Source organism: Pseudomonas quebecensis, from assembly GCF_026410085.1.
Classification (GTDB): domain Bacteria; phylum Pseudomonadota; class Gammaproteobacteria; order Pseudomonadales; family Pseudomonadaceae; genus Aquipseudomonas; species Aquipseudomonas quebecensis.
Genome location: NZ_CP112866.1, coordinates 2145532 through 2164802, shown reverse-complemented (window position 1 = coordinate 2164802; position 19271 = coordinate 2145532). Strand labels below are relative to the sequence as shown.

Annotated in this window: 12 protein-coding genes; 7 read left to right on the top strand and 5 right to left on the bottom strand. The window is 62.6% G+C overall.

Annotated features, from left to right (window positions below; translation table 11 throughout):
- Positions 1–2: 2 nt before the first annotated feature.
- Entirely contained in the window at positions 3–1571 is a 1569-nt protein-coding gene (locus OSC50_RS10180; RefSeq protein ID WP_266247860.1) for a TerC family protein, read from the bottom strand.
- Positions 1572–1952: 381 nt separating this feature from the next.
- Complete coding sequence (sohB, locus tag OSC50_RS10175; RefSeq protein ID WP_181076871.1) at positions 1953–2978, bottom strand: protease SohB; 1026 nt, start codon at positions 2976–2978, stop codon at positions 1953–1955.
- Positions 2979–3189: 211 nt separating this feature from the next.
- Here sohB and OSC50_RS10170 point away from each other — a divergent pair, with 211 nt between their 5' ends.
- The 4 genes from OSC50_RS10170 to OSC50_RS10155 all read left to right on the top strand — a co-directional run bounded on the left by OSC50_RS10170 (position 3190) and on the right by OSC50_RS10155 (position 10809).
- A complete protein-coding gene (locus tag OSC50_RS10170; RefSeq protein WP_266247859.1) occupies positions 3190–4884 on the top strand; it encodes a ShlB/FhaC/HecB family hemolysin secretion/activation protein in 1695 nt (564 codons plus the stop codon).
- A gap of 29 nt (positions 4885–4913) precedes the next feature.
- On the top strand, positions 4914–9593 hold the full coding sequence (locus tag OSC50_RS10165; RefSeq protein ID WP_266247858.1) for a hemagglutinin repeat-containing protein: 4680 nt from the start codon (positions 4914–4916) through the stop codon (positions 9591–9593).
- Between the two features lie 134 nt (positions 9594–9727).
- On the top strand, positions 9728–10438 hold the full coding sequence (locus tag OSC50_RS10160) for a histidine phosphatase family protein (protein ID WP_181076867.1): 711 nt from the start codon (positions 9728–9730) through the stop codon (positions 10436–10438).
- A gap of 56 nt (positions 10439–10494) precedes the next feature.
- The gene (locus OSC50_RS10155; protein ID WP_253508067.1) at positions 10495–10809 is read left to right on the top strand and encodes an SCP2 sterol-binding domain-containing protein; all 315 of its coding nucleotides are present in this window, start codon (positions 10495–10497) and stop codon (positions 10807–10809) included.
- Between the two features lie 66 nt (positions 10810–10875).
- Here the strand turns inward: OSC50_RS10155 and OSC50_RS10150 are convergent, their stop codons facing one another.
- Entirely contained in the window at positions 10876–13539 is a 2664-nt protein-coding gene (locus OSC50_RS10150; RefSeq protein WP_409567592.1) for an MGH1-like glycoside hydrolase domain-containing protein, read from the bottom strand.
- Positions 13540–13735: 196 nt separating this feature from the next.
- On the opposite strand from OSC50_RS10150, the gene hglS reads away from it, so the two are divergent.
- Positions 13736–15112: a 2-oxoadipate dioxygenase/decarboxylase HglS gene (gene hglS / locus OSC50_RS10145; protein ID WP_266247857.1), complete on the top strand. Its 1377-nt coding sequence runs from the start codon at positions 13736–13738 to the stop codon at positions 15110–15112.
- A gap of 74 nt (positions 15113–15186) precedes the next feature.
- Here hglS and OSC50_RS10140 read toward each other — a convergent pair whose 3' ends face one another.
- Entirely contained in the window at positions 15187–15411 is a 225-nt protein-coding gene (locus tag OSC50_RS10140; protein WP_253508070.1) for a DUF465 domain-containing protein, read from the bottom strand.
- A 175-nt stretch (positions 15412–15586) separates the two neighbouring features.
- Here OSC50_RS10140 and tkt point away from each other — a divergent pair, with 175 nt between their 5' ends.
- On the top strand, positions 15587–17641 hold the full coding sequence (tkt, locus tag OSC50_RS10135; protein ID WP_266247856.1) for a transketolase: 2055 nt from the start codon (positions 15587–15589) through the stop codon (positions 17639–17641).
- An 87-nt stretch (positions 17642–17728) separates the two neighbouring features.
- Here the strand turns inward: tkt and OSC50_RS10130 are convergent, their stop codons facing one another.
- Positions 17729–18637, bottom strand: coding sequence for a LysR family transcriptional regulator (locus tag OSC50_RS10130; RefSeq protein WP_253508074.1), 909 nt, complete (start codon positions 18635–18637; stop codon positions 17729–17731).
- Positions 18638–18851: 214 nt separating this feature from the next.
- Between OSC50_RS10130 and OSC50_RS10125 the strand changes: the two genes are divergently transcribed.
- Positions 18852–19250 carry a helix-turn-helix domain-containing protein gene (locus OSC50_RS10125; RefSeq protein WP_181076857.1) on the top strand — a complete coding sequence of 133 codons (399 nt, stop codon included), beginning with the start codon at positions 18852–18854 and terminating at the stop codon, positions 19248–19250.
- Positions 19251–19271 lie beyond the last annotated feature (21 nt).

Here is a 19271-nt window from a genome sequence, read left to right as displayed (position 1 = left end):
CTTCAAACACTATTCACGTCGCAAGGTTGCAAAACCACTTGCGTCACCCGCCGCTCTTCTACCGCGACCACCGTCAAACGCCAACCCTCATGCTCCAGCCGGTCGCCCACCACGGGCAGACGATCGAGCAGGCTCATCACCAATCCCGCCAAGGTCTGGTAATCCTGGGTAGCGATGGCGTTGAAGCCGATGCGTTGGCGCACGTGCTGCAGATTCAGCGCGCCGTTGACGCGAAAGCCCGCGCCTTCTTCAACAATGTCCGGGCCTTCAATTTCGCTGGCATCCGGCAGTTCGCCTGCGATCGACTCAAGAATGTCGGTCATGCTCAGTACGCCGATAAAATCACCGAATTCGTTGATCACAAACGCGATGTGGGTCGACTCCTGGCGCATCTGCTCCAATGCATTGAGGATCGAAAAACTCTCCAACAGATTGATCGCCCGGCGCGCCAGGTGCTCAAGGTTCGGCTCGTTACCAGCCAGGCATTCCTTGAGCAGTTCCTTCTTGTGCACAAAGCCTAATGGCTCATCAATGGCACCGTTACGGATCAACGGCAGCCGGGAATAGGACGAATGCATCAGTTTCAGGCGAATAGTGTCGCGATCGTCCGACAGATCGATGAAGTCGACCTTGGCCCGCGGTGTCATCAGCGTGCGGATCGGTCGCTCGGCCAATTGCAGTACGCCGCTGATCATGACCCGCTCGCGTCGGTGGAACAGCGGACCTTGCGCCGCGTCCGGTTCGCCCAGCAGATCGGCAACCTCTTCACCGACCTCTTCCACCGCCAAGCTGCGGCCGCCCAACAGGCGCATGACCGCATGGGCGGTGCGCTCACGCATCGGCAGCACGCCCTGCGCCGATTTCCTGCGACGGGCGCGGGCAATCTGGTTGAACACTTCGATCAGAATCGAGAAGCCGATGGCCGCATACAGGTAGCCCTTCGGAATATGAAAGCCCAGGCCTTCGGCGGTCAGGGCGAAGCCGATCATCATCAGAAAGCCCAGACACAGCATGATCACCGTGGGGTGGGCATTCACGAAGCGCGTCAACGGTTTGCTCGCGACAATCATCAGGCCGATGGAAATGATCACGGCGATCATCATCACCGCCAGCTCGTCCACCATGCCCACGGCGGTAATCACCGCATCCAGGGAAAACACCGCATCGAGCACCACGATCTGCGCCACGATGGGCCAGAACAGCGCATAAGCCGCATTGCCCGAACGCTGTGCCACATGGCCCTCCAGACGCTCATGCAATTCCATGGTCGCCTTGAACAGCAGGAACACACCGCCGAACAGCATGATCAGATCGCGCCCCGAGAAAGCCTTGTCAAAGACCTCAAACAGCGGCTGGGTGAGCGTTACCAACCAGGAAATACTCGCCAGCAGGCCCAGGCGCATCAGCAACGCCAGAGACAAACCGATCAACCGCGCACGGTCGCGCTGCTCGGGCGGGAGCTTATCCGCCAGGATCGCGATAAACACCAGGTTGTCGATACCCAGCACCAGTTCCAGCACAATCAAGGTCAACAAGCCGAGCCAGGCCGTTGGATCCGCTAACCATTCCATTTATGAAGTCTCCTGGTTGAATTCAGAATGCCGGACACGGCAAGACGCGGTCAGAAGACCGGGACAAGGTTAGCAATCGAAAAACGGGATGTTTCAGCGGGAACGGCAGCAACAAGCGCCTTGGGGAGAGACGACTGGGGGGCTCCGAGAGGGTATTCATGCAAGTCCTGTGATCAGAAAAGGACTTAAATCCTACATTCGAAACGCGACTTTCCCACAACACAAAACCATTACAAAACCTGTACCTGACACATAAACCAGGTGGGAGGGGCTTGCCCCCGATCGCTCACCACAGCAAGCCCGCTCCACACAGTTATTTATCAGCCTTAAGATGTGTGCACAGACCCACGCCCACAATCACACTGCATTCTGAATCCAGGTTTACCAAAAGCGCTGCTGAGTCAACCGACTCCACCACGTCAACAACACTCGATCCACCGACCCGCTCGCCGCCAACCCCACGCGCTCCTGCAAACTCTTGCGCTCGGCATAGTGCAAATGAAACACCTCGGCCGTCTTCGCCTTCGTCGCCAGGTATTCATCGCTGGTCTGCAGTTCATCAACCAGCTGTTTATCCAACGCAGCCACACCCAGCCACACTTCGCCGGTCGCCACTTCGTCGATGGCCAGTTGCGGGCGATAACGCGAGACAAAGTTCTTGAACAGTTGATGGGTAATGTCCAGATCCTCCTGGAACTTCTCCCGGCCCTTCTCGGTGTTTTCGCCAAACACCGTCAAGGTGCGCTTGTATTCACCAGCGGTGAGGACTTCAAAGTCGATATCGTGCTTCTTGAGCAGGCGATTGACGTTGGGCAACTGCGCCACCACGCCAATGGAGCCGAGGATGGCAAACGGGGCGCTGATGATCTTCTCGCCGATGCACGCCATCATGTAGCCGCCGCTGGCCGCCACCTTGTCGATGCACACCGTCAACGGCACGCCGGCCTGGCGGATACGCGCCAGTTGCGACGAGGCCAGGCCATAGCTGTGCACCATACCGCCGCCGCTTTCCAGGCGTAGCACCACTTCGTCCTTGGGCGTGGCCAGGCTCAGGAGTGCGGTGATTTCATGGCGCAGGCTTTCGGTGGCCGAAGCCTTGATGTCACCGTCGAAATCCAGCACGAACACGCGTGGTTTAGCTTCGGCTTTTTGCTTGCCCTTCTTTTTCTCAGCCTTGCCCTCGGATTTGCGCAGGGCCTTGAGCTGGTCCTTGTCGAGCAGGCTCGACTCCAGACGTTCGCGCAGGCCTTTGTAGAAATCGTTGAGTTTGCTGACCTGCAATTGGCCGGCGGACTTGCGCCGACCTTTGCTGCGCAGCGCCGCGAAGCTGATCAGCACCACCAGAATGGCGACCACCAGGGTGACGGTTTTAGCTAGAAAACTTGCGTACTCGGCAAGAAACTCCATAAGACACCTATGAGGCTCGAAAGCCGCAGTCTACGGGGATTGGCGTCGCTGTGTCTAACGCTGTTCACTCGGTCAGAAACCTACAAAAAAAACGACAGGGTCCTACTTGAGTAGTTCGATTCCCACACAATTTTCAGACGTACAACTCAGCATTTACAGGGGAAAACGACTTTAAACTTCGCGTTGAAAGCATTCGACAGGACCCCTGCTCATGCGTCCCTTCCCGCTCGATATTCGCGCCTGCCTGCTCACGGCCCTGTCCATTGCGTCGAGTGCCGCCACGCCCGGTCTGGCCGCTACCGTGCAGGCCAACCCGGTTGAGCTGCGCACACAGGAATTCGAACGCCGAACCCGTGAACATCTGGAACGCGAGCAACGCTTGCGCCAGCTCGAACGCGAACCACCGGCGCCGGCAAGCCCCTCCGCACCGTCGCCCGTCACCGACGAGCCCTGCTGGCACACGAGCGGGCTGAGCCTGACGGGCAATTCCCTGTTGGACCCTGCGCGCGTGCGCAGCCTGCTGCAGTCACACCTCACCGTCTGCATGAGCGCTACGCAGATAAACCAACTGCTCGCGGCATTGACCGCGCTGTATGTCGACGCGGGCTTTATCGCCAGCCGGCCGTACTTGCGGCAGGCGCCCGAAGATGGCCAACCCTTGGATATCGTCATCGAACAAGGCTTTGTCGAGAGCATCGAGCTGGCCGACCCGAGCCTGCCCGTGTCGCTGCGCGGTGCGTTTCCCGGGATGCTGGGCCAACCGCTGCAACTGCGCGACCTGGAGCAGGGCCTCGACCAGTTGAACCGCCTGCGCTCACTCGACCTGACGGTGCAGGTATTGCCCGGCACCGAGCCCGGCGGCTCCCATCTGCGGGTGCATCCGCGCAGCGTTGCATCGCGCCTGAGCAGCATTGCGCGGTACAACAACCGGGGCGCCGACACCACCGGGCGGCACACGGGCGTGTTCAACCTCGCCTACGACAGCCCGCTGGGCCTGAATGATTTCATCAACCTCAGCGCCAGCACCTCCCTGGCCGGCAGCACCCGTTACAGCCGCTCCGAGGGCATCTACTATTCGCTGCCCTACGGGTACTGGACCCTGGCCCTGACTGCCAGCCAGGCGCATTACCGGTACGGCATCGAACTGCCCAGTCAGACCATCAGGGCCAACGGTCAGGTCAATCAGTATGGCGTGGGCCTCAACCGCCTGTTGTGGCGCGACCAGCGCACCCTGCTGAACGGCAACCTGCGCCTGAGTACCAAACGTTCACGCAGCTATATTGCCGACACCTTCCTGGCGATTCAGAGCCCAAGCCTCACGGTGGCCGAAGCCAGCCTCAACCTGCTGAGGATCTCCGACGGCATCTGGAACGGCACACTCAGCTACGCCCAGGGCCTTCGTGGGCTGGGCGCCGACCGGGACAGCCAGCACCCATCCCCGGGCCTGCCGCGCGCGCAGTTTCGCAAGTACCGCCTCGACATCGACTACACGCGTCAAAGCCAGCGTATCGAGCGGTTATGGAGCAGCCAATTGACGCTGCAATACAGCCCCGACCCGCTGCCGGGCCTGGAGCAGCTGCTGGTCACCGACCATTACGCGGTGCGCGGCTTTCGCCTGAGCACACTGGCCGCCGCCAACGGTGCGGTGTGGCGCAATACCCTCAGCCTGCCACGCCCGCTTGCCGAGCAATGGCATATCAGCCCCCGATTGGGCGTCGACCTGGGCTGGAGCCAGTACGTAAACGGCGCCGACATCCAGCGCGTGGGCGGCGCCAGCCTTGGCATGGCGCTGTCCCGGCGCGACTGGCAGCTGGACCTGGATTACCAGCGCGGCCTGTTCGGGCCGGCGTTGCCAGCCAAGGCGCGAGGCTTCTGGCTGATGGAGTTGAGCCTGCCTCTGAAATGACCCTTTCACAACAACAAGAAGACCACACCATGAGCCGTCATTCTCGATTTCCCCGCGTTCACCTCAAACCCTCCCAGACCCTGCGCTGGGCAATCTGCAGCCTGATCACCCTTCACTCAGGGCAACAAACCTTCGCCGCCGACGTGCTACCGGTGGCCGGCAATGCGCAGCTTGTCACCGCACAGGGCGTGCCGGTGGTGAACATCGTCGCGCCCAACGCGGCCGGGGTCTCCCACAACAAATTTGTCGACTACAACGTCCAGCGTGCAGGCCTGGTGCTGAACAACGCATTGACCGCGGGCCAGTCGCAACTGGCCGGGCGGCTGTCGGCCAACCCACAGTTGCGCGGGCACGAGGCACGCTTGATTCTGAATGAAGTGGTCAGCCGCAACGCCTCCCGCATCAATGGCGCACAGGAAGTGTTCGGCCGCCCCGCCGACTACGTCCTGGCCAACCCCAATGGCATCCACGTCAATGGCGCCAGCTTCATCAATACACCGCGCGCCAGCTTTGTGGTGGGACGCCCGGAGTTCGAGAACGGTGCGCTCAAGCGCCTCACCACGTTCGATAGCGTCAACGCGCTGAACGTCGGCGAGCGAGGTGTGCACAACAGCACCGGCGCTATCGACCTGATTGCCCCGCGCATCGACACCACCGGGCCTGTCAGCGCACGAGACGACCTCAACCTGGTCCTCGGACAGAACCGCCTGCGCTACAGCGACAGCAGCCTTGAAAGCAGCCGCCGGGCCAACACGCGCCCGGTGGATGCGCAACTGCTGGGCGCCATGCAAGGCGGGCGTATCACGCTGGTCAGTACTGCCGAAGGCGCCGGGGTCAGGATCGCCGCGCCGCTGACGGCACGCGGCGATATCAAGGTCACCTCAGCCGGCAATCTGGAAATCTCCGGCATTCCCGACCCCCTGCGTATGCGGGTCAGCAGCACCTCCGGCGATATTGCGCTGCAGGCTCGGGATGACCTGAACTTGTCGGCGGTAGACGTGCAGGGCCGCGCCATCGATGCGAGCGCCGGGGGCACCCTGCGGCTTGACGCGAAAACCCGCACTAGCCGGGACGAGAAACGTGAGTCCTGGAAAAAGAAGGTGCTGTTCGTCACCCACGAAACCTACGACAAAACGACCCTGAAAACCCGCGTCGAGCAATTCGGCACCCACCTCAAGGCGCGCACCGACCTGACGCTCAAGGCCGGCGCAGACCTGCAGCTGGCCGCCTCCACCGCGACCGCCGGCGGCACCTTGCGCGCCACGGCCGGCCGGGACCTGCGCCTGACCGCACTGAACGACGCTGAGACCACACGCGAAACGCTCAAGCACCGCAAAGGCCTGTGGCGCGGCGACTACGACACCACCCGCGGCACCGAGACCGCGCGCGGCAGCAGCCTCTCGAGCGGCGGCGCGATGACCCTCAGCAGTGGCAAAAACCTTGCCGTGCTCGGCAGCCAGGTGCAGAGCCGGCGCGACCTGACCATCGAGGCCGGGAAACAGGTCAACATCGGCGTAACACGGGCCGCCCGCAAGCGCATTGAGCAGAACTACGAAGGCGACCTGGTCTCCGGCGCGTTCTTCGGCAATAAAAACAAGGACAACCTCTCGCAGGACACAGCGGTCGGCAGCCGCGTCGGCGCCCAAGGTACGCTGCGCGTGCAGTCCGAGGATGTGCTGATCAGCGGCAGCCAGGTGCTCGGCCAACGCGATGCGCTGCTGATCAGCAACAGCGGCGCCTTGACGATTGACGGTGCCGAGAGCCGGGTGAGCTCGGACAAATCCAATACCGACAGCAAACTGTTCGGCTTGCTCAAGGATCACACCGGCGAGCGAAAAGACACCAGTACTCAGGTGCGCAGCCAGGTGCAATCGCACAGCAACCTGCACCTGCAAAGCGCCAAAGACCTGAACGTGATCGGCTCCGATGTCCAGGCAAAGGCCGAACTGGCGTTGAGCGCCGCCGCAGATATCAATGTGCTGGCAGCCACCCAGCGCGAGACCACCGTCACCCAGACCGTGCGCAATGGTTTTTCCCCCTCCACCAGCGAGACCAAACAGCAAGCCCCCGGCATCAAGGACTCCAATCAGTTCCAGGCGGGCGTCAATTACACTCAACAGCAGAACACCACCACCCTGGAGCGGCTGACCCATGAGGGCAGTCAACTCAAAGGCGGCACGGTGGACCTTACCGCAGGCGATAAGCTGCGCGTCACGGCCTCTGACGTCAGCGCAACCCACGGCGACTTGAACCTGAGCGCCTCATCCATTGAGTTGCTCAGCGCCGCCGACCAGACCACGCAGACCCATGAAAACGACAAGTTTGCCCTTGGCTATTACGCCACCGGTGGCATGGACCGTGCGGGCGGCGGTTACACCGTCGGCAAGGAGCAAGGGGTGCAAACCCAGACCACCAATACCGTCAAGACAAGCCAATTGGACAGCGCGGGCGATCTCACGCTCGTCGCCGGGCAGGTTGTCACCGAAGCGGCGCAGCTCAAAGCCGGCCAGGACCTGACAATCAACGCCGGCAGCGTGGAGAACCGCGCGGTGTCCGACAGCACGGTCGAAACCGAGCAGGTCAGCCGCTGGACCGCCAGCATCGGCGGCAATGTGGAATACAAAGACGTCACACGGCCGGTGCAGAAAGTCGTCGACGGGGTGGATCAGAGCAAGTTCTACCAGCCCTCGGTGCTGGATGCGCTTGACCCACCCAACCTGGGCGTCGACCTGGCGTTCAATGCGCTGGAAACCGGCGCCGAAAAAGGCGTCAGCACGGCGGTGGTTACGACGCTCGAAGGTGCCTCGGTGAAGGTGCAGGTCGACGGGGCGCTGGTGGACACCGGCACTCGCTATGTGGCGAACGCCGGCAGCGTCTCGATCAACGCCGACAGCCACGCGTTCACGGCCGCCGAAAACCGCACCTGGCAACGGGACACCGGCACCGACGCCGATGTTTCACTGCGGCTCTACACCACCACTGGCCGAGACATCAACGGGCGAATCCTCGGTGTGGGCGGCAGTTTTGATCTGGCGGGCGCCACCGGCACCGCAGTGCCAGGCAGCCTTGAAGCGACACACGGCATCAGCGTGCAATTGGGCAGCGACGGGCGCTATGAGGGCACCCGTTTCAACGCCGGGCTGGGTGACCTGAAGGTGCACACGCCGGGCTCGCTGACCTTTGATGAAGCCCGTAACTGGCAGCGCTCCGGCGAAGGCACCTTGAGCGGTTTCGGTTGGCTCGAAGTGGGCAGCAGCCCCGCCAGCAGTAAAAAAGCCAACGCCGGCGGGCAGTTGGATAAGGCCGAGCTGACCGTAGAGGACTCCCAGGGCCGCGCAGCCAGCCTGGTCGCCGCAGGGCTGACCGAGATCAGCGCCGGGCAGGACTTGACCTTGCACGGTACGCAAGTCGGCGCGGCGGACGGCGGCAACGTTAGCCTCACGGCCGGCAACCGCCTTGAGTTCCTGGCCGGCATCGATACCCACACGGCCGACGGTAACAGCCTCGGCGGCGGCGGTCGCGCCAGCGTCAAAGGCTCTCGCAGTGACACGGCCAACAGCAAAAGCGGCAGTGCCGGTGCCCAGTTCAGCCTGGCCGATGTCAATGAACGCAGCACCGTGCAGCGCAGCGGCTCCCTCGACAGCTCCGGGCGTGTGCGCCTGCAGGCCGGCAGCGTGCGACTGCAAGGCGTCCAGGGCCAGGCGCGGGCATTCGAGCTGGCCGCGACGCAAGGCCAGCTGTTGCTGGAGTCCGCGCTGACCCACGAACAGCGCAACAACCGCTCCATCGCCGGTGGCCTGGGGCTCAGCGGCAGCCGCGGTTCGGACGCAGCCAGCAACGGCGCCGGGCTGTTCGCCCGGGCCAAGGGTGGGGTCGATACACTCAATAGCCAGACCCACACCAATACGCGCCTGCAGGCCGATCGCATTCAGCTCGACAGCCGGGGCGATACGCGGCTGCTGGGCGCTGTGGTCACGGCGCACGACGTCAGCGGCACTGTCGGCGGCGACCTGATCGTGCAGAGTCGGCAAGACCAGGTAACCGGTTTGAAAGTGCAGGTGGATACGCAATTGACCACCGAGAAGAACCCGGCCGGCACCGTGGATAAACTCAGCGTGGCCAGCGGCCCCCTGGCCGGCAAGCTCAAGAGCGGCAGCAAAAATCTCTATGAAAAAACCGCCGACAAGGCGCGTACGCTCAAGGACAAGCTGACCGGCAGAACCGCCGCCGCGCCCTCGGGCAGCCCCGCAAGCGGTGCTGCCGATAGCGGCTCCGCGTTGAAAAATCTGTTGTTCCAGAACCCCGCCCATCGCAGCACCACCCCGACGCTGCTGGTAGATGTCACCCGGTTGAGCAATGACACAGTCGCCCAGGCGTCCGGCATCAGCGGCCGCGACGGCGTGGCCCTGCAGGTGGGCGGCGAGGTCGAGCTGACCGGGGCTCGCATCCGTTCCAGTGATGGCGGCGTGACGCTGGGTGGCGCGAACGTCACTACCCACGATGTGCGAGGCCGTGACACCCGTACGGACTTCTCGCTGAATGTCTCCACCTCCCCCGAGCAGCTGAGCAAGGCCTTGTACGCGCAATTCACCGACAGCGCTGATCCACAGCGCCAGCGCGATGAACAATTCAACCTGGGCCTGCTGCGCGGTGGCGGCCATGACCAAAGCCAATGGTTGACCAGCGGGATCGATCAACGCCTGCGCTGAAGTGCACCGGCCCCGCACGGCGGGGCCCTTGAGCGGACTCTAAGGAGCTTTTAAAACAAGCGTATGTTTTTTCATTGACAGCTCCCCGGCATCCTCATAACCTCGCCAGACTTTCAACGTACCGGGTGACGGACGTGGGCAGCATCTATTTGATTCGACATGGCCAGGCCTCTTTCGGTGCAGACGACTACGACGTGCTGTCGCCCATCGGCGTGGAACAAGCGCAAGTACTCGGTCGCCACCTGGCGGACATGGGCCTGGTGTTCGACCGCTGCATCGCCGGCGACCTGCGCCGCCAGCAGCACACCGCGACGGCCGCCTTCGACCAGTACAGCGCGCTCGGCCTGCCGATACCAGCCCTGGAAACCGACAGCGCCTTCAACGAGTTCGACGCCGACGCCATCATCCGCGCCCTGCTCCCCGACCTGCTGACCAGCGAGCCCGAAGCCCTGGACATCCTGCGCAATGCCGCGCAGAACCGCAGTGAATTCCAACGCATCTTCGCCCTGATCATCGAGCGCTGGCTGGCCGGCACCTACGACCCGCCGGGGCTGGAGAGCTGGCTGGGGTTCATCGAACGGGTGCAAGGCGGCCTGCAACGCATCCTGGACGCGGCGAGCAACTCGCACAAAATTGCGGTGTTCACCTCCGGCGGCACCATCACCGCCCTACTCCATCTGATCACCCGAATGCCCGCCGCCCAGGCCTTCGAACTGAACTGGCAAATTGTAAACACCTCGCTCAACCAGCTGAAATTCCGCGGCCGCGAGGTGGCCCTGGCTTCCTTCAACAGCCATACCCACTTGCAACTGTTGAAGGCGCCGCAGCTCATCACCTTCCGATGAACCGCGGCCAACCGTGACCCCAAGGTCACTGGACTCTACCCTTAAGGATCGAAACCATGACTGACGTAGCCAAAGCTGTAGAAGCAATGAAAGCCAAATTCAACCCAAGCGCCGCCGAAGGCCTGGACCTGGTGTTCGGTTTCCGTATCGACGACACCAAGAACTTCTCCCTGATCGTCAAGGACAAGACCTGCGAACTGCAGGAAGGCGAAAACCCAGACGCTCAGGTCACCCTGGTGATGGACAGCGAAACCCTGGAAGGCATCGTCAGCGGCGAGACCGATGGCATGCAGGCCTTCATGGGCGGCAAGCTGCGCACCGAAGGCGACATGATGCTGGCGATGAAGCTGAGCGAACTGTTTCCGTCCTGATTCGCGGGCGACCCTGAGTCTCTGTGAGGGGGGCTTGCTCCCGATGGCGGGTTGTCAGTCGCTTCATCAGTTGACTGATCCACCGCTATCGGGGGCAAGCCCCCTCCCACATTGGGACTGCAGCAACAACGCCACCAGCGCACTCCAACCCGTTTGGTGTGAAGCCCCCAACCCCCGCCCCGTCTCGCCATGGAAATACTCATGGAACAACACCAGGTCACGACTGGCCGGGTCTGCCTCCAATTGTGCATACCCTGCCATCGACGGTCGTGAACCGTTTTCATCCCGCAGAAACAGGCGGGTCATCCGCTGGCTGAGGCTGTCGGCCACTTCCCCCAGCGACGCCAGGTAGCCGCTGCCCACCGGGTACTCCACCGAGAAATTATCCGCGTAGTAACGCTGAAATTCGCGCAACGATTCGATCAGCATGTAGTTCACCGGCATCCACAATGGCCCGCGCCAGTTGGAATTGCCGCCGTACAGGCGCGAGTCGGATTCACCCGGCTGGTAACGGGCGCACAGGGTATCGCCATTCATCTTCAGCGCCAGTGGCTGCTCGGCGAACGCCTTGGACAGGGAGCGCACGCCAAAGGCCGAGAGGAATTCGTCGGCATCGAGCATCCGCCGCAGCAAATCCTTCGTACGCTCGCCACGCAACAGCGCGAGTAGCAGGCGATTGCCCTGGCCCGGTTCGTTCCAGCGCGACACCAGCTTGGCAAGGTCCGGCCGGTGATGCATGAAACCCAACAGCCGTTCACGCAACCCCGCCAGCCCTTCGTGTTCGCGCTGTTCCAGCACCAGCACGGCAAACAGCGGCATCAGGCCGACAATGGAGCGCAGGCGCACCGGCTCGTTCTGGCCGTCGGGACGGTGCAGTACGTCGTAAAAGAACAGGTCCTGCTCGTCCCACAGGCCTTCGGCGCTGTCGTCGACCCGGTTAATGGCGCCCGCGATATACAGGAAGTGCTCGAAAAACTTCACCGCGATATCGACATATACGGCATTGCGCTTGGCCAACTCCAGAGCGATACGCATCAGGTCCAGGGCATACGCCGCCACCCACGCCGTGCCGTCGGCCTGATCGAGCTGATAGCCCGGCGGCAGCGCGGCCGAGCGATCGAACAACGCAATATTGTCCAGGCCCAGGAAACCGCCCTGGAACAGGTTGCGCCCCTCGGCGTCCTTGCGGTTGACCCACCAGGAAAAATTCAACAGCAGCTTGTGGAAGATCCGCTCAAGAAAATCCAAATCGCCGATACCGGTGAGCGCCTTGTCCTGCTGATACACCCGCCAACTGGCCCATGCGTGCACCGGCGGGTTGGCGTCGTCGAAACGCCATTCGTACGCCGGCAGTTGGCCGTTGGGGTGCATGAAGCGATCTTTCACCAGCAGCAACAACTGATGCTTGGCATACCCCGGATCGATCAGCGCCATGGCAACGGCCTGGAACCCTTGGTCCCAGGAGGCATACCACGGGTATTCCCAGGTGTCGGGCATGGTCAAGATGTCGAAATTGGACAGGTGCCGCCAATGGCTATTGCGCAGATGCAGGCGCTCGGGTGGCGGCGCAGGCTGGGTGGGATCGCCGTCGAGCCATTGGTTGACGTCGAAGTAGTACAGCTGCTTGGACCACAGCAAGCCAGCCAGAGCCTGGCGCTGGACATTGCGCGCGTCCGCGTCGCTGATGCCGTGTTGCAACGCCGTATAGAAATCATCCGCCTCCTGGCGACGCTGCTCGAACAGCTTGCGCGCATTGACCTGGGGCGCTGCCAACGGCGCGAAGCGCACGTACAGGGTCTGGCTGGCCAGCCCCGCCAGATCGAGGATGAAACGCGCGGCGACCTTGGTGCCGGCGTCGCGACGAATCGCCGAATCAACGCCGCTCACCAGGTAATCGTTGATGCCATCTTTGAACGGACCCGGCGCTGCCTGCCCGTTCAACCGAACGACATTGCTTTCGTTTTCACAGAACACCCATTCCAGCCCGTCCTGGCCCCAGGCGCTGAGACGGCGATCCGCCAGCTCAGGATGACGCGCCAACACCTGCTCGCCGTCCAGGCTCAGCCGTGGCTTGGGTGCATCGAATGTCCAGCTCCAGTCATTGCGCGCCCACAATTGCGGCAGCACCTGCAGGCGCGTGGGCTGCTGCGAGCGGTTGTGCACGGTGATACGCATGAAAATATCGTCGGGCTGGTGCTTGGCGTATTCGACGCTGACATCGCAATAACGGTTGTCCTCGAACACCCCGGTATCGAGGATTTCATACTCGGCATCGCTCAAGCTGCGCCGGGCGTTCTCGGCGACCAGGTCGTCATAGGGGAACGCGGCGTGCGGGTACTTGTACAGCATGCGCATGTAGGCATGGCTCGGTACACCGTCGACGAAAAAGTACAGCTCCTTGACGTCCTCCCCGTGGTTGCCCTCGGCGTTGTTCAGGCCGAACAGACGCTCCTTGATGATCGCGTCGCGCTCGTTCCACAGCGCCAGGCCCAGGCACCAGTGTTGCGCCTTGTCGCTGAAACCGGCCAGGCCATCCTCGCCCCAGCGATAGGCACGGCTGCGCGCGTGATCGTGGGGAAAGTAGCGCCAGGCATCGCCGTCGGCGCTGTAGTCCTCGCGCACCGTGCCCCACTGGCGTTCGCTCAGATAGGGCCCCCACGCGCGCCAGGCGTCGGCGCACTCACCAAGCAGGCGCCGGCCCTCGATCGTTTGCAGAATAGACGCGCTCATCCGATCCTCCATCAGGCAATGGGTGGCGGCCAGTGTAGAACCCCTGCGCGTATCAATGCACATGAACTCGGTTTTACCTTGACTCATTCGTTTGCAGAATGAAGTCCAGAGGATTCTTCGTTTGCAAGCCGCCCCAGGGCTCAACAAAATCCAGCCAACGCTCACGCCCTCTTCCATTGTCATCAGGAATTTTTCTATGCCAGCCAGCGCACCTGTCAGCCCAGACGAGATTCGCAAGGGCTTTTCCAAGGCCATGTCCGAGATGTACCGCGAGGAAGTCCCGCTGTATGGCGCGCTGATGGAACTGGTGGCGCAGGTCAACGCACAGGCGCTTGAGGCCGACCCGGTACTGGCGCAACAGCTGCAACGCACCGGCGAAATCCAGCGCCTGGACATGGAACGTCATGGCGCCATTCGCCTGGGCACGGCCGCCGAGCTGGCTACCATCCGCCGTTTGTTCGCGGTCATGGGCATGCAGCCGGTGGGCTATTACGACCTGACCCCGGCGGGCGTACCGGTGCATTCCACCGCGTTCCGCGCGGTGCATGAAAGCGCGCTGCAAGCCAGCCCGTTTCGCGTATTCACGTCGCTGCTGCGCCTGGAACTGATCGAAGACCCCGAACTGCGCGTCTTCGCCGAAACCGCCCTGGCCAAACGCTCGATCTTCACCCAGGGCGCCCTGGCGTTGATCGAGCAGGCGGAGCGAGACGGCGGCCTCAACGCAGCGGCCGCCGATGAATTTATTCGCCAGGCCCTGGAAACGTTCCGCTGGCACCACACTGCCACGGTTACCGCCACGCAATACCGGCAACTCAGCGACCAGCATCGCCTGATCGCCGACGTGGTGGCCTTCAAGGGCCCGCATATCAACCACCTCACCCCGCGCACCCTGGACATCGACCAAGTACAAGCCGCCATGCCCAGTAAAGGCATCACGCCCAAGGCCGTGATCGAAGGCCCGCCCCGCCGCCAGTGTCCGATCCTGCTGCGCCAGACCAGCTTCAAGGCCCTCGACGAACCCATCGCATTCACCGACGCCCAAGGCAGCCACAGCGCACGTTTCGGCGAAATCGAACACCGCGGCGTCGCACTCACGCCCAAGGGCCGCGCGCTGTATGACCGCCTGCTGAATGCCGCCCGTGATGAGTTGGGCACCTTCCCCAACGAGAGCAACGCCGCGCGCTACACGCAGTTGATGGCGCAGCACTTCCAGGCGTTCCCCGATAACTACACGCACATGCGCGAACAGGGCCTGGCGTACTTTCGCTACTTCGCCACGCACACAGGCATGGCAGCCCGCGGCCAGGCCGACCAACCCCGCACCCTGCCGGCGCTGATCGACGCAGGACACATCGATGTAGAACCATTGGTCTATGAGGACTTCCTGCCAGTGAGCGCAGCCGGAATCTTCCAGTCGAACCTGGGGGACGCTGCGCAAAGTCACTACTCGGCCAACTCGAACCAGGCCGAGTTCGAGCAGGCCCTGGGCAGCCCGACCCTTGATGAATTGAAGTTGTATGCAGAGACGCAACAGCGATCGATGGAGGAGTGTTTGCGGGTGTTGTTGGCCTGAACGCTACCGTTCATGCAGTCCTGGATAAAACTGCCCTTTGAGTGGGAGCGAGCTTACTCGCTCCCAGGTTGTGCTCAGCCCAATTGCGCCACGATCTTGTCTTTCACCAATAAGCGTTTTTTCTTCAGTTTTTCCACGTCCTCATCGCTGGCACTTGCTCCTTCGGCCTTCACTACGTCCGCATCGGCGGCGTCGTATTGGCTGAGCAGCGAGTCCAGACGTTTATCGCTTGCCCTGCGTTCGTGAACGGCTTCCTTGCTCAACCCCAAATCCTGATACAGGTCGTGTTTCACTGGCATGGCGTACCTCCGCATGTTGATCAATGGCTGACGCCCTTGAAGCTAGACCATTGACCGGGGTCTTGTCATGTCCAGGATCAATCTCGCCCCGTTCGTCGCGGCAGGGGAGATGAGATCAAACCTTTTGCGCCGTCCTGCCCTCCACTGCAGATCGCACACCGAGGGAGACCGGTTCATGACTCACCCAGCCACTGCTGTCGACACCCAATGCATCAACACCCTTCGCACCCTGGCGATGGACGCCGTGCAGAAGGCCAATTCCGGCCATCCCGGCACGCCCATGGGCCTGGCGCCGGTGGGGTATACGTTGTGGAGCCGGTTTCTGCGCTACCACCCGGAGCAACCCGACTGGCCTAACCGAGACCGCTTTGTGTTGTCGGTGGGCCATGCCTCGATGCTGCTGTACTCGCTGCTGCACCTGGCCGGTGTGGTGGAGATCGACGCTCATGGCCAACGCACCGGCGAGCCGGCGATCAGCCTGGACGATATCAAGCAGTTCCGCCAAGCGGACTCCAAGACGCCCGGCCACCCGGAATACCGCATGACCACCGGTGTGGAAACCACCACCGGCCCGCTCGGCCAGGGGTGCGCCAACAGCGTCGGCATGGCGATGGCCGAACGCTGGCTGGCCGAGCGCTTCAACCACGACGGCCAGGTGGTGTTCGACTACAACGTCTACACCCTGTGCGGCGACGGCGACATGATGGAAGGCATCAGCAGCGAAGCGGCGTCCATGGCCGGGCACTTGAAGCTGGATAACCTGTGCTGGATCTACGACAACAACACCATCAGCATCGAAGGCCACACTGAGCTTGCGTTCAGTGAGGATGTGATCAAGCGCTTCCAGGCCTATGGCTGGCACACGTTGCACGTCACCGATGCCAACGATCTGGCCGCGTTGAGCCACGCCCTGCAAACATTCCAAACCAATACCGGCGCGCCCACGTTGATCGTGGTCGACAGCGTGATCGGCTACGGTTCGCCTCACAAGCACAACACCGCCGCCGCCCATGGCGAGCCGTTGGGCGACGAGGAAATACGCCTGACCAAGGCCGCGTACGGCTGGCCGCAGGATGCCAGTTTCCTGGTGCCCGACGCCGCGCGCACGGCCCTGCGCGATGCGCTGTACGAGCGCGCCGAGCCGTTATTCCAAGCGTGGAACCAGGCGTTGGCCGGCCTCGACCCGCAGCGCGCCGATGAGTTACGCCGCATGCGCGCAGGCTTGATGCCCGAGCATTGGCAGACACAATTGCCCAGCTTTGCAGCGGATGCCAAAGGCGTCGCCAGCCGCGCCTCCGGTGGTGAGGTGCTGAACGCCTTCGCCCAGCAGATCCCGTGGTTGCTCGGTGGCTCGGCGGACTTGTCGCCGTCGACTAAGACTAACCTGACGTTCGACGGCGCCGGGCGTTTCAGCGCCGACGACTACAGTGGTCGCAACCTGCACTTCGGCATCCGCGAACATGCCATGGGCGCGATTGCCAATGGTTTGGCATTGTCCTACCTGCGGCCGTACACCTCGACGTTCCTGGTGTTCAGCGACTACATGAAACCGCCGATCCGCCTTGCGGCAATCATGGAATTGCCGGTGGTGTTCGTGTTTACCCACGACTCGATTGGCGTCGGTGAAGACGGACCGACACACCAACCCATCGAGCACCTGACCCAACTGCGCGCCACCCCCGGATTGCTCACCCTGCGGCCTGGCGACGCCAATGAAACCCTGGAACTGTGGAAGGTCGCCCTGGCCCAGACCCATCGGCCAAGCTGCATGGTGCTGTCACGCCAACCGCTGCCGACGCTGGACCGCACGCTGTACGCGCCGGCTTGCGGTGCCGCCAGGGGCGCCTATGTGTTGGCAGGCGCTGACGCGCCTGCAGTCATCCTGATCGCGACGGGCAGTGAGGTCAGCCTGGCCGTGGCGGCCTATGAACAGCTCAAGGCTGACGGGATCGGCGCGCGAGTGGTGTCCATGCCCAGCTGGGAGCTGTTCGAGGATCAGGACCAGGCCTACCGCGACAGCGTGCTGCCCCCGGCGCTGACCGCCCGAGTGGTAGTCGAACAGGCCGGCCCCTTGGGCTGGGATCGGTATGTGGGCCAGACGGGCGCCAAGGTGGTGATGAACAGTTTTGGTGCTTCGGCACCGCTGAGCAAACTCCAGGCGAAGTTCGGATTCACGGTTGAGCATGTGGTGAAAGAAGCCAAGGCCCAGATTCGACTGGCAACCCACTGACAGTCACCTCTTTGCCAGGGCGGCGCGGGGAGCTCGATTGAATCGGGCTCCCTCAGCTCTTTTTGCGACTACGACCTAGCGCCGATTTCACACTTTGCGCGCCATATGCTCGGCAATCCGCGCGCGCAACCAGCGCTCCGCCGGGTCATTGTCATGGACCCCGCTCCACACCATCGATAACTCTGCCGCATCAATCGCGAACGGCGGGTCTTCGGCGCGCAATGACGTGCCCTCGGTCAGCGCGCATGCCGCGTAGTCCGGCACGGTGGCGATGATCTGCGTGCCGGCCAGCAAGGCTCGCAGGCCACTGAACTGCGGCACCGCCAGCACCACTCGCCGCGCCCGACCGATGCGCGCCAGGTCCAGGTCGATATTGCCGCTCAAGTCCCCGGAAAACGACACCATCGCATGGGGCCGCTCGCAATAGTCGTCCAGGCTCAGCGGCGCTGCGCCGTCGTCGCCGCGCAGGACCTTGCACGGGATATCCCGCAGCTTCCTGCGCTTGGCATTCGCCGGCAGTTCGGTGGTGTAACTGACGCCCACCGAGATCTCGCCACTGGCCAGCAACGATGACATCAGCAGGTAATTGGCCCGGCGTACCACCACGATAATCCCCGGTGCTTCTTCGCGCAGTTGGCTGAGCAAGGGCGGGAACAGGCCGAATTCGGCGTCGTCGGACAGGCCGATGCGAAATACCGCGCAGCTGGTGGAAGGATCGAAATCCTTGGCGCGGCTGACCGCTCCGGAAATGGTGTCCATGGCCGGTTGCAGCTCCTTGAGGATCGCCACCGCCCGTGGCGTAGGCTCCATGCCCCGCCCATTGCGCAGCAGCAGCGGATCGTCGAACAGGTCGCGCAGACGCCCCAGCGCCGCGCTTACCGCCGGTTGCCCCATAAACAGTTTTTCGGCGACCCGGGTCAGGTTCTTCTCGAACATCAAGGCTTCGAAAATCACCAGCAGGTTCATGTCGACGCGGCGCAGGTCATTGCGGTTCATGGCGCTATCCAGACGGTTATCAGGCCGCCAGCTAAGCACATTCAGCGTGTTGCGGGTTGCATGCCTGTGCTGTCTTTTTCGCCGATCCAGGCGGCCGCACCTGGCAAAATTAACAACGATTAACTCGTCAGGCACAGGCTCCGGCGCCAAGAATGCAGCGGTCTACACTGCATCCATTCACCGGGAACGTTCCCATCGACTGCGGATAACTGTCATGGCCCGACTTGAGTACTGTGCGCCCCGCCTGCCCGCCACCGGCGGCCTCTGCCCCCGGCGCGAACGTATCGCCAAACAACTGATCCTGGCCAACCTGGGCGAAAGCCTGGCCATCGCCGACCTGGCCCAGGCCTGCGCGCTGTCGCGCAGCCATTTCTCCCGGGCGTTCAAATGCACCACCGGATTGTCGCCCCAGGAATGGATTCGTCAACAACGCATCCAGCGCGCCAAAGAGCTGATCATTTCGTCTTCCCTGAGCCTGACGCAAATCAGCCTGGAGTGCGGGTTCTGCGACCAGGCGCACTTCTGCCATATGTTCACCCGCAGCGAAGGGGTCAACCCGATGACCTGGCGAAATCACCAACTGCGTCACAAGTCGCAGGTGATCGCCGCCTAGTGGTATGCACGCGCCTGGCCT

Coding starts and splice junctions, on each gene's coding strand:
- OSC50_RS10150 (WP_409567592.1), bottom strand. CDS start 13,539: ATGAGCGCGTCTATTCTGCAAACGATCGAGGGCCGGCGCCTGCTTGGT.
- OSC50_RS10170 (WP_266247859.1), top strand. CDS start 3,190: ATGCGTCCCTTCCCGCTCGATATTCGCGCCTGCCTGCTCACGGCCCTG.
- OSC50_RS10180 (WP_266247860.1), bottom strand. CDS start 1,571: ATGGAATGGTTAGCGGATCCAACGGCCTGGCTCGGCTTGTTGACCTTG.
- OSC50_RS10155 (WP_253508067.1), top strand. CDS start 10,495: ATGACTGACGTAGCCAAAGCTGTAGAAGCAATGAAAGCCAAATTCAAC.
- hglS (WP_266247857.1), top strand. CDS start 13,736: ATGCCAGCCAGCGCACCTGTCAGCCCAGACGAGATTCGCAAGGGCTTT.
- sohB (WP_181076871.1), bottom strand. CDS start 2,978: ATGGAGTTTCTTGCCGAGTACGCAAGTTTTCTAGCTAAAACCGTCACC.
- OSC50_RS10130 (WP_253508074.1), bottom strand. CDS start 18,637: ATGAACCGCAATGACCTGCGCCGCGTCGACATGAACCTGCTGGTGATT.
- OSC50_RS10165 (WP_266247858.1), top strand. CDS start 4,914: ATGAGCCGTCATTCTCGATTTCCCCGCGTTCACCTCAAACCCTCCCAG.
- OSC50_RS10125 (WP_181076857.1), top strand. CDS start 18,852: ATGGCCCGACTTGAGTACTGTGCGCCCCGCCTGCCCGCCACCGGCGGC.
- OSC50_RS10140 (WP_253508070.1), bottom strand. CDS start 15,411: ATGCCAGTGAAACACGACCTGTATCAGGATTTGGGGTTGAGCAAGGAA.
- tkt (WP_266247856.1), top strand. CDS start 15,587: ATGACTCACCCAGCCACTGCTGTCGACACCCAATGCATCAACACCCTT.